The sequence below is a fragment of the Halocynthiibacter sp. genome, assembly GCF_049608145.1.
Taxonomy (GTDB): domain Bacteria; phylum Pseudomonadota; class Alphaproteobacteria; order Rhodobacterales; family Rhodobacteraceae; genus Halocynthiibacter.
On record NZ_JBMYXF010000015.1, the window covers coordinates 1 to 15,847 of the forward strand.

4 protein-coding genes and 1 pseudogene are annotated in these 15,847 nt (G+C 53.7%); 4 read left to right on the plus strand and 1 reads right to left on the minus strand.

Annotation, left to right across the window (positions count from 1 at the left end):
* Window positions 1-503 (plus strand): annotated as a pseudogene (locus ACPGUT_RS06745) (ISKra4 family transposase); the annotation flags it as partial.
* On the opposite strand, the gene ACPGUT_RS06750 reads toward ACPGUT_RS06745, so the two are convergent.
* Complete coding sequence (locus ACPGUT_RS06750; protein WP_423989676.1) at window positions 485-1,585, minus strand: hypothetical protein; 1,101 nt, start codon at window positions 1,583-1,585, stop codon at window positions 485-487. The pseudogene ACPGUT_RS06745 and the gene ACPGUT_RS06750 overlap by 19 nt on opposite strands.
* Window positions 1,586-2,348: 763 nt before the next feature.
* On the opposite strand from ACPGUT_RS06750, the gene ACPGUT_RS06755 reads away from it, so the two are divergent.
* The 3 genes from ACPGUT_RS06755 (at window position 2,349) to ACPGUT_RS06765 (ending at window position 15,838) form a co-directional block, all read left to right on the plus strand.
* Window positions 2,349-4,874 carry a Hint domain-containing protein gene (locus ACPGUT_RS06755; RefSeq protein WP_423989677.1) on the plus strand — a complete coding sequence of 842 codons (2,526 nt, stop codon included), beginning with the start codon at window positions 2,349-2,351 and terminating at the stop codon, window positions 4,872-4,874.
* A gap of 362 nt (window positions 4,875-5,236) precedes the next feature.
* Window positions 5,237-12,259, plus strand: a complete 7,023-nt coding sequence (locus tag ACPGUT_RS06760; RefSeq protein ID WP_423989679.1) for a DUF7507 domain-containing protein — start codon at window positions 5,237-5,239, stop codon at window positions 12,257-12,259.
* 21 nt (window positions 12,260-12,280) lie between these two features.
* Window positions 12,281-15,838, plus strand: a complete 3,558-nt coding sequence (locus ACPGUT_RS06765; protein ID WP_423989681.1) for a hypothetical protein — start codon at window positions 12,281-12,283, stop codon at window positions 15,836-15,838.
* The last annotated feature ends 9 nt before the right edge of the window (window positions 15,839-15,847 follow it).

The window sequence follows — 15,847 nt, forward strand, 5'->3', positions numbered from 1 at the left end:
ACATCACGATGCGGATCACCGTGATGCATCAGTATGTCAAAGGCCTTGCCCATCTGAACCCGGATGAGGCCGAGGAGACGGCCAGGCGTCTTCGCCAGATCAAAGGGTATCTATGGAATGGCAACCTGCATGATGGGCAGGAGGTCATCGACGATTTGGTCATGGACCTCGATGACATCGAAACGCAATACGCCAGCATCAAGGCCTTGCGAAAAGCGGCCTCCGAATTTCAGACCTACATTGCAAACAGCGCCTGGATGATCCCAAATTACGCTGAACGACGGCGCTACGGCGAACGAGTGTCCACCGGCTTTGTCGAAAGCACCGTCAATACCGTCGTGGGAAAACGTTTCTGTAAGCGCCAGCAGATGCGTTGGTCAAAAACAGGGGCTCATCTCATGCTACAAACCCGCACGCGCACGCTGGATGGCACCCTGCGCACGAAGTTCCAGCAATGGTATCCGGGGATGAAATCAGACGGTGATCAGAAAATGGCAGCATAATTGCCCCACGCTTTGGGGTACTCTCCTATGGCGGCAAGAACTGGCACTGGATTGTCAGTGTTACGGATCTCGTCTTCCGTTATCTGTCGATCCATATCACCCCGCTCCGTTGTGACCAGCTGCAAATGCCTGCGAAATGCTTCAACATCCTGTGGCTGCACATCCTGCTGCAAGTCGGATTTGTATGGCACCGAAAGGACAGTGGTGATCTTGCCCTGTCCCTTTTCCCGACTCGCGTTGAACGCATCCGCGTATCGGCGCAACAACGGAGCCGAAGGCGTATACGCTCGGAACACCGTTGCAACGCAGAATAATTTCGCAAGCCGGATAAAATCCTCTGGGTTCAGGCCCGGAACTTTCGCGCCCCACCCTGCAAGAAGCGCCGCGATAATGTCATCTGTCTGCCCTGGGAATTGACGGACCAGATCGCGCGTCGCCAACAAAAGATCCCAGCCAATGGGTTTATACCCAGCACGTTGAAAACCCGGTGCGCAAATCGTCTTACGGTCTGACACCAAAAAACCCCTGATACGATCATTTCGCGCGATGGAAACTGCGCCGATCTTCAGGCGTTCCAGAAAAGCTTTCTCACGTTCATATTCTTCGGGTTCAAACAAACCGGGATAGTTTTTCAGATATGAAAACCATGTCATATCCGCTTCTTTTTGCGGCATTTTCTGATGGAATCTCTGAAACCAGGACCCAAGTGAACTGGACATCGCAACCACATTATCCTGTGACAGTACACTATTTAGGGGCGTTCCCTGCACGTCTCCCCGAAGCATCAAGCACTTTTCCTGGCTGTGTCCCAATAAGCTAGCCGTTAATGCGCTGCCTTGTAAAAGCCGCGCACATGTCAGTTCGCGATTAAATGCCTGTTCTGCTGCCGGATCTTCCTTTGACCAGACGTCAACAATCACTGGATCCTCTGGAAACTCTAGGCGGAAACGCAGATGCTTTTCCGTTTCACTGATTGGGGAAACATCCAGCCGTTCCAGTGACTTACGCGATTGCGCCGCAAATCGCGCGATATAGGCACCGTGCGCCCGGGTGAAATCGCGAATGGTAAACGGCCCGGTCATCTTCAAAACTGCCTTTGGTCTGTATCAGCTATTTTCAAGTCGAATATAGCGCCCTGGGATTCCATTAACAGCAGCATTTTGTTGCATACCATGAAGACTCATCTTCGGCCCATCATCAACTCCACATGACACTTTTTTCACAAATCGTAACACACCCCCATTAGTGAACATGATTCCCTTATTTTTCCCATTTTTAGGAGAATAAATTGAGTATTTTCAATTAGTTAATAATTGGAGTTTAAATCACAAATTTGCCACAAAATTAACACTTTTAAAGAAGTGTAAATAAACTATTAATTCCGCAGAAATTGTACGAAAACAAATTTTCTGAGGCAGTACAAAGCATGGCATCGAATAACGTGCCTCCCGTTCCTTCGGGAGCATCAACCAGCAGTGGCACGACGTCGGACGCCAAGTTCGACAAGAAAAAAGACGTCCACAAAATCGAACTGGATGATTTCTTTGGCAGCGTCAGCGGTTCAAATGACTTCACCATAACGGATGATCTATCTGGTGATCAAATCACCGAACTTGAAATCAAAAAGCTGGGTGGCAAAGACAATGATGTCGATGTCGTTCGCGTAGATCTTGCCACATTTGATGATGACTTTGACTTAACGCTGAACGACGAAGGTAGCGAAGATCAGCTGTATTTCGATAATATCGACACGATCAGCGGCCCGTCTGGCGGCATCTACACGATCACTTATACCGGGTCCGATGGCAACACCATACAGTTGATGTCGACCCTGGCGACGCATCGGTGTTCTACAGTCTCGCAGATGCAAGAGACGGCTATGTCGACGGAACGTCTGGCAATGACACCATCGGGGCGGGATATACCGATGCTGACGGTGATATGGTTGATGGCAATGATGCGCTTTTATCAGGTGCCACCGGGGATGAAGATTATATCATCGGGTATGGTGGCGATGATACGATTTCTGGCGGTTCACAAAACGACATTATCTATGGGGATAACGGGCCTGCCTCGCCTCGTGATACATTGCACTGGGCTGACACGGGCCTGGCCAACGGTTCCACCACGATCGGTGGCACGACAGTTACAGTCACCAGTTCCAATGTCACAACCGGATCCGGGGCACAGCAGGTCGGGGGGCTCACCGGAGATGCGGACACTCCCGTCGATCCAAATTCAAACCTGTCGCTTGAACAGGGATCCGGCACGGCAGATGTGCAATTCAGTCAACCCGTCAGTGATCTCGAATTCCGCATAAACGATTTCGAAAGCGGTTTCGAAGTCGTCGAGGTCCGCATCTATGATGCCTCCGGCAACCTGATCCCCTATAGTTTCGCTGCAGGCTCGGAAGTTGCGACTTCGACCAGTGGTAACATCATCACGTTCAGTTCTACAGGTGGCAGCGCGGACGACACGGATGCGGACAGTTCAGTTCTGATCAATGCCGCCGGCCCCGTAGGTCGAATAGAATTCATCAAAACCGGAAACAGCGGATCTTTGTCTGTTTCCAACCTGTTCTTTGACGGTGTGCCAGGGGATCCGTCAGGTGCACCTGACGGCGATGATACCCTGCGTGGCGGTGCCGGTGACGATACCATCTTTGGCGCGGGTGGTGACGACACCATCTATGCCGAAGCGGGAAATGACACGCTGAACGGCGAAGCCGGTGACGATGATTTTGTCATTGATTCCAACGTGTTTGGCAATGACACAGTCACAGGCGGTGAAACGGATGAGAACAATGGGGGCGATGAAATCAACGCCAACGCTGTTACCAATGATCTGACCGTCAATTTTTCTTCCGCCGAAGCAGGGACGCTGACAGACGGATCCCAGACCCTGACTTTCAGCGAGATTGAAAGTCTGACAACCGGATCTGGCGATGATGATGTTACAGGATCCTCTGGCGATGAAATCGTCAGTATGGGCGCAGGGGATGACCGGTTCTCAGTCGGCAACGGATTTGGCAACGACACGATCACAGCAGGCGAAGGCGGCGAAAACAATGGGGGTGACGTACTTGATGCCTCCGCAGTCACCAACAGCCTAGATCTGAACCTCAGCGCGCCTGAAACCGGCACTCTGACAGGCAGCGGTGGAAACGCGTCCTTTTCAGAATTTGAGAAATTCATTCTGGGCCAGGCAAGCGACACAGTCACTGGATCAACCGGGGCAGATCATGTGGATGGCGGCGGCGGCAATGATGTGATGAACCTTGCCGGGGGCGATGACACCGTCGTCATGAGCACCGGAAGTGACGTAATCTCCGGGGGCACCGGGCAGGATACTTATGACGCCACGGGTGGCTCAACCGCCAGTGGTGAGACCATCCATGTCAATGTGAACAATGCGGGTGACGGCAATGTCGCCAAGGTTAACGACGCGTCTACCGATACATTCAGTTCGCTCGAAGTATTCACCGCAGGCGAAGACAGTGCCGAAGCTGATATCATCACGCTGACAGATGCGATTCTACCGGAAAATACAGCATCAGACATCAATGGCATTTCCGACAGCGCAGAAGGCGTGTTCACAACACCTCAGGGCAATGCTGTTAGCTTCGGGGGATCTGGTCAACCCACGATCAGCCAGATACTGGCTGGCGGCTATGTGCATCCCAGCTTTGGCACCATTGGCCCCGCCGGAAACTATGAAATCACTGATGGCGATGAAGATGGCCAGATCGGGAATATTTCATTTTCAAATTTCGAGACCATCCGTTTTGAGGTGATCTGTTTTGTGCGTGGCAGCCGTATCCTCACAAATCATGGCGAACGCCCCGTCGAAGATCTGCAGCCTGGTGACATGATCCAAACACTGGATCATGGAAACCAGCCACTGCGTTGGGTTGGATCAAAAACCGTACCAGCACAAGATCACCTGGCCCCCATTTTATTCCGTAAAGGCGCACTTGGAAATCAACGAGATCTTCTGGTGTCCCCCCAGCACCGGATGTTGTTACAGGACTGGCGACTGGAACTGATCTCTGATGGAAACGAGGCCCTCGTGCCCGCGAAACACCTGGTCAATGACGTAACTATTTTGCGCCAACCTGGCGGCACAGTTGAATATTTTCATCTGCTCTTTGACACACACCAGATTATCTTTGCGGAAGGCATCCCCACTGAAAGCTTCCACCCTGGCGCGGCTTCGATGAACACTATGTCCAACGCGACACGTGAAGAAATTTACGAACTGTTTCCTGAGCTTAAAAAGGATACCCGGCATTACGGCCCCAGCAGCCGCCCCACCCTAAAGCCCTATGAAACACTCCTACTCAAGACGGTCACCGCTCCGGCTGCGCAATAACTCAGCGCCTTCTTGGCAAGAGCTGCGCAACACACGTGATAGAAGAATTGTAATTTTGCAAATCCGCTTTAAATCTGCCTCCTGTAACAAATTGGCGACAATTACCTGATTTTTTAATAGCAAAAGACTAATTTTTTAATAGGTTATTTACGTTTAACGCGACTGCGCAGATAGGATAAGTTGTGAGTATCGCTTTTTCGGCGATTTGGGTTTATTGGTTTAAAGTTAAGAGTGTTATGATGGTTTTCGGGTATTCTTTCCGGAGCGCATTTTCGGATGCATTTATTATTGGCGTCCTCACAAAGCTCCTTTCGCTTTGCAAGCAACCTGCCCCCCCCCTTACGACACTCTCTCTTCTGGTCATGTTGTTTTCCTTTGCAGCCAGCAACCCTGCTCTGGCGCAGAACAATGACTGGAGCGTCGATCTAAGCGATTTAGCAGATCCGGTCCCCGCAGGAACTGAAATCGGGTATGAACTAAAGATTGCAAACAGCAGCCTCTCCCCTTCTCCGGCCACGACTGTTGAAATTCAGATCCCCGTGGATACGGAATTCACAACCATAACCGGAAGCATTGGCCCCTGCATACCAACGCCTGCCACAGGCCCGGCCACAATCATATGTGACGTGCCCGCCATCCCCGCCGACAGCAATATCCAAAGTGAATTTCGTGTACGCGGAAACAGCGCCGGTGTGATTGCCGTTCAGGCAACAGTACCGGATGACAATGACACACAACCTGCGAACAACACCGCTATTCAGACCACCACCGTTCAGCAAGGTTCCGACGTAAATCTGACAGTAAACGGCCCCCCATCGGCAGTATCAGGTGAGTCTGTGACACTTGATTTCACGGTTGAAAATTTGGGCCCGGATATTCTGACATCTACCATCGTGCGTATCCCGGTTCCGACGGGCATGAATGTGACATCCCTGCCTGGCGGCTGTATCCTAAGCAGTGGCGCCTATGAATGTACCGTCAGCGGACCAATTGCGGTGGGTGCCACAAAAAACTTATCCGTGACAGGCACCGTTACATCGGCTTCGAATTCTACGGTTACCGTCATCGGGAACTCGAACAGCTCCCAGCCAGATGATCCGAATAGTGGCAATGATACGACGTCTCATAGCCTTACGGTGACTGCGGGCAGTGATCTACGGATCCGAAAGACACGCAGCCCATCAGGTCAGATCCTGACCGGGGACACTGTGACATTCCGATTGCAAGGGTTCTTTACCGGAGACTCGCCGTCTGGTGTGACCATTACCGATGAATTGCCAGCAAATTATAGCGTTCTTGGTGTGACGCCGCCTGCTGGCAGCGACTGGACATGTAATGTCGCAGGTCAGATTGTCACCTGTGAATTGCCAGCGGGCGGTTCCGCAGGTGTGAACGTATCGATGGGCACGATCGTGATCGAAGCTGAGGCTGTTTCAGCCGGCAGCATCAGAAATGTTGCCGAAATTACCGCGGATGGTCCCATCGACCCCAACCCTGGAAATAACACAGGAACAGACGGCACGGCGGTCATTCGTGATCCCTATGTTGATCTCGCCGCCTCTAAATCCGGCCCCACGCCACCGCTTGTGGTGGTTGGGAATGAATACGACTATACGATCCGCGCCCGCAACGCGGGGACTGCCCCGTTCTGGGGCACGCTTGTTATGACCGACAACTTGCCTGCTGGCTTGACTTATAACGGTCTGACCACCGCAAATGGCTGGACCTGCACACCTGGTGGGCCATTGGTAGGCCCTGCCCCACTGACCTGCACCCGTGAATACACCGAAGCCAGCCCTCTGAATGCAGGGGCAAGTGCACCATCTGTGGTGATCAATACAACGGTTACGAACGCAGGTAGCATCAACAACAGCATGACGGTCAGTTCGGTGAACCCAAATCTGCCGGACGACAATCCCGCAAATGATACTGCGGTTGTCCCAACCACCAGCAGCACCGGTCTCGATTCCGCTGATATTACGATAGTTAAGACGCTCGATACGCCTGAACTTGCTGTGGGGGATATCCAGACCTTTACCCTTGAGATCATCAACCCCAGCGATTCAACATCAAACAGTATCCAAGTTTCAGACAATGTCACGCAATTGCTGTCAAACACCCGGGGTGCGCCCAACGCGGCATTTATCTCATATACGATTGAAGAAAATGCCGCCTCTGGCGTTACCTGTGGTACCTTTGCGTCCGGTGGCCGCAGTGTGCGCCTGACATGTAACATTGCAAGCTTGCCGACCTGTACTCCTGGTGTCAACTGTCCCAAAATCAGCTTTTCTGTGCGTCCGGGACATGGCAGTTCACCACGTGCAAACACCGCATCCATTGTGTCCAACGGGACTGCTGACCCGGATCATACCAATAACACAGCCACGTCCCCAACATACATCGTAAACGCACGCGCTGATGTCACGGTCACCAAACAAGCGTCACGCACAAGTGTCCCCGCAGGACAGGAGCTGCGTTACGTCATCACTGCACGTAATGCCTCGCCCGGCCTGAGCCCCGCTCAAAACGTGACGGTAACAGATACTCTCCCAGGAAATATGATTTTCGTATCGGCCACGCCATCTGCAGGATCCTGTTCAGCAGCTCCCGCTGCGGGCTCGACGACGGGTACGGGCAATGATCAGGTGGTCTGTAGTTTAGGCGCAATCAACAGTGGTGCGCAACGCACAGTCACGGTCATATTGCGCCCAAAAACCTCGGCCAGCGGCACTTCTATTGAAAACTCCGTAAGTGTGACCACCGACACCACTGAGCTGGACAGTTCCAACAACAGCAGCAGTGTAACATCCGAGGTGACGGATTCTGTCCTGGATCTACAGATCAGCAAAGACGACAGCGTTGATCCTGTCGCGATCCCGGATACCACAACTTATACGCTGACAGTTCTGAACTCGGGCCCGTCTCATGCGGAAAACGTGGTGGTGACGGATCAAATGCCTGCGGGCAATCTCAGTTATGTCTCCCATAGTGTGCCCGTGGATGGCACGTGTACCACAGTGCCTGCAGCAGGCAGCACAGGTGGTACACTGACATGTAGCTTCCCCATCTTGGAAGACGGGGAGACGCGTGAAATCACCATTGTTGCGGCCGGTATCACAAAAGGTGTGGCCACCAATACCGCGACAGTCAGTTCCGATGAAGTGGCGCTTGGATTTGAGTTAAGCGCACTGAACAATGAAGTCAGCGAAACCACCACTGTGCGCACCCGAGCGGATGTACAGATCGCGTCGAAAGTTGCAGATCCCGGCACGGTGAACCTGCGGGACAGCTTTGACTTTGTGATCACTGCGACAAACCAACCTGGGCCAAATCTAGCCGAAGCAGATGATGTCGTGGTCAGTGATACTTTACCCGCGAATATGGTGCTGACGGGCCTGCCATCGGTTGTTGCCACATCCGGATCCATCACAAATTCCACCTGTACAGGGGCTATCGGCAGCACATCGTTCAGTTGTGATCTTGGAACACTAAGTTCAGGTGGTATTGCGCAAGTCACGGCACCCGTCAAAGTCACGGCGGTCACGACAGATGGGCAGCTGATCACCAATACCGGCCGCATCAGAACATCATCGCTTGATGTTGATGCTTCAAATGACAGTGGAACGGGTCAGGTCACAGTGAACACGTCTTCCATCAGCGGCCTGATGTTTCGTGATTTCAACGACGATGCCAACAAGGCCGCCACAGATACCGCGATTGCAGGGGCCACTATTGCCCTTTCTGGTACGGCACACGACGGCACTGTTGTCACGCGTCAGGTCACGACAGATACAAACGGCGCCTTTACCTTTGCCCTGTTACCAGAAGGGGAATACACCCTGACACGCACAGCCCCATCTGAAGCATGGCTGAATGACGGGACAAACACCCCAGGCGATGCGGGCGGGACCGCAGTTGCGTCGGATCAGATCACAGGTGTTGTTCTTGGTGGCGATACCGATGCAACCGGATATATGTTCACTGTGGTGCCTCAGGCGCGTGTTGGTCTTGCGAAATCAATCCTGACCGGACCTTCTGCCAATGCCGACGGTTCATTTAATGTCACCTTCCGGGTGATTGCCGAAAACTTCAGCCTTGAAGATCTCACCAATATCACAATCACAGATGCAATCGTTGGCACCGCCCCAGATTTCGGGGTTTATCAAGCGCTGACCACACCGGCATCGGACACTTTGACACCTGGTCAGTACACAGTGCTGCAGCCCCCTTCAGGCAGTTGTGGCGGATCAAATGCGGCTTATACGGGTGACGCGGTTGATCTTCTGGCGCAGGGCTTTGATCTGGCGTCCGGCGCAACATGTACTGTGGAGTTTGCCCTTCGGGTGCGGCCGACCGTGCCACTGCCAGATCCTCTGGGTCATGGTGGGCGTTACCAAAACCAAGCCTCTGTTATGGCAGAGGGCGTATTGTCCGGCCAGACATCCGATGGCAACACTGAACTGACAGATCTGTCTGACAATGGCACCAACGCCGATGCCAGTGGAAACGGATCCGGACGAGATGCGAATGAAGATGACCCGACACCGGTCGCCCCGGTCTTCAATCCAGGTATCGCGCTTGTGAAAACCGCAGATGTGTCAGCCTTGTCATCACCACCAAAAGAAGGCGACGAAATTAGCTATAATTTCACGATCACAAACACAGGTGATGTGAACCTTTACAACGTCAGCGTCACAGACCCCCTGCCGGGGCTGACCATGAGCGGCACAGCAATCGCAGAACTGGCACCAGGGGCGTCCGACAGCACAACATTCACTGCAGTCTATGTTTTGACACAGGCAGACGTGGATGCGGGTGAAGTCGAAAACCAAGCGACAGTCAGTGCCAAAGACCCCTATGAAACCGATGTCAACGATCTCAGCGGCAGTGCAAACACAAATGACACACCTCTGATCACGCCGCTTGTGCGGGCACCTTCGCTGACCCTTGTGAAAACCGCGGATGAAACGGGCTTGTCATCGCCTGCCATTGCCGGTGAAGAAATCGTCTACAGTTTCGCGATTGTGAACACTGGCAACGTCACCCTGACCAATGTGCGCCTTGAAGATCCCCTTGTGGGGCTGACCCTGACCGGCGATCCAATCACAAGCCTGGATCCCGGCGCAAGTGACACCACGAATTTCCGTGCCACATATCCGATAACCCAGGCCGATATTGATGCGGGACAGGCCGCGAACACCGCAACTGTCTTTGGCACCCCTCCCAGCGGACCCGAAGTCAGCAATATATCTGGCACCGCGCCTTCAAATAACACCGCAACCATTACGCCTTTGGGTCAGAACCCCGGTATTACCCTGTTGAAAGAAGCCGATGATTCCGCCTTCCTCTCTGCGGTTGCCCAAGTGGGGGATGAAATCCCCTATAGCTTTACGATCACAAATACCGGCAATGTCACCCTGACCAATGTCACGATTGAAGACATTCTGCCTGGTGTTGTTTTGACGAATAACCCCGTAGCCAGCATTGATCCAGGGGCCGTAAACACCGACATCACAGGCACTTATGCACTGACGCAAGCCGATGTAGACCGCGGGCTTGTGAACAATACCGCAACTGTTACGGGTCATTATAACACGGCCGGACCAAATCCACAGGAAGTGACCGACACCAGTTCTGATCTGGCAATTGTTGCCCCAATCGAAGCCCTGCCCGAAACCTTCCCCCCGATTGAAACCAATGGCGGAACCACCACAACGGTCCTGGCCTCTGATACGGTGATCAATGCGCAGGCCACACTTACCAATGTCACAATTGAAGTTCTCAACAGTGATGCGCCTCTGACCCTTGATACAGGCACCGGGCTTATCACCCTTGCACCAGATACACCTGCCGGGGCGTATCAAGTCAGCTATGAAATCTGTTCTGTGGCATTTCCAACGGTGTGCGACGACACCACAGAAACCGTGACGCAGGCAGCGATTACTGGCCTTGATGTAACCAAAACCCAAGAGCTCACCGATGAGGGCGACGGGATTGATGGCGTGGGAGATCTGATCACCTATACGATCACCGTTAAAAACATCGGCAATACACCCGTGGAAAATGTTACACTGACGGATGATTTCCTTGCTATGGATGGCCGCAGTCTGACATTGGATGCAGGCCCTGACTTTGACAGTGCAGATGACGGATCTGCAGAGGGTGCCTTAGAGATCGGTGAAACCGCCACTTATAAGGCCAGCTTTACCTTCACGATTGATGCGATCAGCGGCGGCGGTACATCCAACGCGGCAACAGCAACTGCGTTGCCCGTCTTTGCTCCCGATGTGCCCGGCACACCAGAAGCAGTCAGTGATCTGTCTGATGACGGCGATGACAGCGACGGCAATAGCGACGATGACCGGACTGAATATGAGATCGAATCTTCACTTGCGCCAAGCGGTCTAACCGTGAACAAAACCACCCCACGTGATGTGGTGGAACGGGGCAGTGTCGTGCCTTACACCATCACCATCCGCAACGATAACCCGGTGGTATCTGGTGACCTGAACGCGCTAGACATTTTGCCTGCTGGTTTCCTCTATGTGGATGGTTCTGCAACCCTTGACGGGTCCGAAGCAGATGTCACGGTTGAAGGCCGTGTGATCACCTGGTCGGATATACCGGTTCCCCCCCTGACAACGGTGACACTGACCCTGCGTGCGCTGGTCAGCACGGGATCTGATCCCGGTGAACATGTAAACACTGCATCAATCCGCAATCCTTCAGATGACAGCCTGCTCGCGCCACCCGCCACGGCCACCGTGCGCATTCTGCCAGAACCCGTCTTCGACTGTGGCGATGTGATTGGTCGTGTTTTTGACGATGAAAACGGGGATGGTTATCAAAATGACGGCGAAATTGGCATCCCAGCGGCCCGTGTTGCAGGTGTCGATGGCACTGTGATCACCACAGATGAATTCGGACGGTTCCACGTGCCCTGTGCCATGTTGCCACCAAGTCGCGGATCTAATTTCATTCTGAAACTGGACACTGCATCTTTGCCAACCGGATATCGCCTAACATCAGAGAACCCCCGTGTGATCCGCCTGACACCGGGCAAGATGTCGGAAATCCACTTTGGTGCATCCCTGTCACGCGTGGTGCGTGTAGATCTGAACGTCAACGCCTTTACCAATGGTGCCGATGGTCAGCCTGCGCTGAAGCCACAGGTCATTTCGGGAATTTCGACCTTGCTGCAACAGATTGCTGCAGAACGGGTTCACCTGCGCTTGGCTTTCCATATTCCGTCAAATGCCGATGGGGATCAGCTGCGCCAGGCCCGGGCGCTGACCCAATTGACCGAACGCCATATCCGGCGGGAATGGCGCGATGTCGGACAGGTCAGATTGCTGATTGAACACACAATTGTACGCCCGCACTAACGCAAAAGCAGAGATTTAAAGATGACATATGTTACCCCCCGATCCCGTGCCCTGCGACGTCTTCTGGCTGGCTCTGCTGTGACCACATCTGTGCTGCTGGCTGTTGCCGGTTATGCCCAGACCCCTGGGACATGTCTGCCCGATCAGGCCGAATGCACCCCAGCCACCGCACGCCTGCCCATCGGGCGCAATACCGAACAGGGGCGCATCACCACCAATGATGAATTCGAGACCACTGGTTTCGCCATTTCTATTGATAACCAACCCTTTATCGGGGCTCGCCCACCACGCAATCTGCGGCGCGACGAAGACCGTGCCATTGCCCGCGCCGGGATGGATGTACGTTATGATGGGTTGCAGCAACAACGCCTGCTGAATGTCGCAACCTCTGATTTACGGGCTGGCTTTCAGGTGGGCGATGTGGTGCGTTTCCGCAGTTCAGCCAATTACCCCGCTTATATTGCCCGATCAGAAATCCGCATTCGCGACAATGCCCGCCGCGGGCGTCCGGTAATCGCAACCCTTCCTGCGGATGCAAATGGAACAGTAAACTGGACAATGCCCGCCAGTGGCAGTGGTGATTTCACCTATGCATTACGGGTCTATGACGCACAGGGCCGCTTTGATGAAACCGCACCTTTGCCCGTAACACGTATGGGTGCTTCTTTTCCAACCCATCAGACCAATGGCAATGTGGTGGCCGCCGGTGAAGGCGAAGACCGCACACGTGTGCGCAATATCCCGATCCGGGGGGGGCAGATCACGGCCCACGGCACCGGCCTGACACCGGGATCAACCGTGCGTATCATGGGCAGTGACGTGCCTGTGGATGGCAGCGGTCAGTTTGTCGTCAGCCGCATTTTACCCGCAGGCGACCACGTGGTGGATCTGTCATTTGGCAACCAATCCCTAAAACGTGACGTGGAAATCCCGGGATCGGAATGGTTCTATGTGGCACTTGCCGACCTGACCTTCGGACGGCACCTTCAAGATGATGCAGCCGAAGCGGATCCCGACTTTGAACGCAATTATTCCGACGGGCGTTTGGCCTATTATGTCGATGGGCGCACCCAAAGTGGTTGGCGCATCACATCCTCGGCCGACACCGGTGAAGGAGATCTGGAAGACATCTTTCATCGTCTGAATGACAAAGATCCCCGTCATGTGATTAAACGCCTTGATCCCGAAGATCTATATCCGACTTACGGGGATGACAGCACCGCCGTAGACAATACCCCCACTTCTGGCAGGGTTTATCTGCGGGCGGAAAATGATCGTCTGCGCTTCACCTGGGGTGATTTCCGCAATGACCTGAACGAAGATCGCCTACTGGCCCAGTCCCGTGATCTATATGGGGCAGAGCTGCGCTATACCTCGCCTTCTGTTACCGAAAGCGGCAATGCCCGCCGCCAGCTCACGGTTTATGGTGCATCGCCTGATACTTTGCCCCAACGCGACATTTTGCGTGGAACGGGCGGATCCGTATATTTCCTAGCGCATCAGGATATCAACGGCGCATCCGAAAGCCTGCAGATCCAAGTGATTGATCCGGACACGGGGCGCGTGGTGAAAACCACCACTCTGATCGCCGGGCAGGATTATGAGATCGACTATATCCAAGGTGTTGTGGTTCTCAGCAAACCTTTGCAATCCTCGACATCCGGCAACAGCCTGATCAGTGGCGCAAGTGGGGATTATGACGTTAACCTGGTGGCGCTTTATGAATACACCCCGGGCGGTGCCAACCTTGATGGTGCGTCTTTTGGTGGCCGTGCCGAAGCTTGGGTTACGGATAATCTGCGTCTTGGCCTCAGTGCCAGCAGCGACGAAACTGGCGCTGCGGATCAGACAACCCATGGCGTAGATCTGCGGTATGAATTCGGTCAAAGCTTTGTTCAGGCTGAAATCGCCCATACCCAGGGTCCGGGATTTGGTCGCACAGTGTCCACCGATGGTGGTCTTTCCCTGAATGATCTGCCCACAGGCAGCGGGGCCGCTGCCAATGGTACGCGTATCGAGGCGGGTCTTAAATTCGCCGATCTGGGCCTGACGACACCCGGCCAGGCAGATATTTGGTACGAACATAAAGACGCCGGTTTCAGCACGCTGAACGAAGACATTTCACAGGATCAGGATCTATTCGGATTTGATGTCGAAGCTGAATTGTCCGACCAGCTAAGCTTTGGTGCACAATTTGAACAATTCGAGAAATCTGGTGGTGAACGCCTGACGGAAGGCGAAGTTTCGCTGAATTGGGACATGAATGATCAATGGACCATTGCCGCAGGTCTAAACCATGAAGATCGCGTCACCCCAGGTGATGCCGGACGCACGGGACGCCTGACAAATTTTGCCACCCGTATCACCTATGCACCGACAGAAGATCTGACATATTACGGCTTTGGTCAGGCAGCCCTATCCCATTCCGGTGGGCTCGAACGTGACAACCGCATTGGCCTGGGTGTTGACGCGCAACTGACTGAAAAACTGGGCCTTCTCGCTGAAATATCCGGCGGAGATCAGGGCGCGGGCGGTAAATTGCGTCTGCGATATGCCCCAACCGCTGATAATGAGATTTACCTGGGCTACACCCTAGACCCGACCCGCACAGGTGCCGGTTACAGCCTTATCGGCGAAGACCGTGGCACCGTGGTTCTGGGCGGTAAATATCGCGTATCTGACAACGTTTCCACCTATATGGAAAACAACTGGGACCTCTTCGGCACGCGCCGTTCTCTGACCCAGTCTTACGGCGTAACCTATACGCCTGACAGCACCTGGACCTTATCCGCGGCGATTGAAGCCGGAGACGTACGTGACCCGATCAACGGCGATTTTGAACGCCGCGCCTATTCCGCGGGCGTTGCCTATGCCGGTGCCGATGATCAAAGCGCACGTTTACGATTGGAATACCGCACGGATGATGGCGCAGGCCTCAGCCAAGATCAAGAAGTCTGGGCCGTTTCCGCTGGTTACGAAAACCGCGTCTCCGACAATTGGCGTTTCCTGGCAAATCTAGATGCGCTTTACGCGGACAGTGCCGAAGGTGATTTTCGCGATGGGGAATATGCAGAATTCAGCTTGGGCTACGCCTATCGTCCGGTGGAAAATGACCGCCTGAACGCCCTTCTGCGATATACTTTCCTGCATGATCTGCCCGGCGTTGACCAGGTGAATGTGTCAGGTTCAACCACAGGTCCGAAACAGCGCAGCCATATCTTTTCTGTCGACGCAAATTATGACCTGAATGACCAGTTCACTCTTGGTGGGAAATATGGTGTCCGCGCGTCCGATATCACCGATCGCACCACGGGAATTGTCACAGATTCCACCGCCCACCTGGGTATTCTCCGTCTTGACTGGCATGTCGTACACAACTGGGATGTCCTAGCTGAAACGCGTGTTCTGCACACCGAAGGCGGCACACGCGAAACCGGTGCTTTGCTGGCTGGCTATCGACACGTCGGCAACAATGCCAAGATCGGCCTGGGATATGAATGGGGCAATGTGTCGGATGATCTCAGCGAGATTGATTACACCAACCGAGGCGTCTTCCTGAATCTGATCGCCAAGTTCTGACCCCGTAAA

Coding starts and splice junctions, on each gene's coding strand:
- ACPGUT_RS06750 (WP_423989676.1), bottom strand. CDS start 1,585: ATGACCGGGCCGTTTACCATTCGCGATTTCACCCGGGCGCACGGTGCC.
- ACPGUT_RS06760 (WP_423989679.1), top strand. CDS start 5,237: ATGTTGTTTTCCTTTGCAGCCAGCAACCCTGCTCTGGCGCAGAACAAT.
- ACPGUT_RS06765 (WP_423989681.1), top strand. CDS start 12,281: ATGACATATGTTACCCCCCGATCCCGTGCCCTGCGACGTCTTCTGGCT.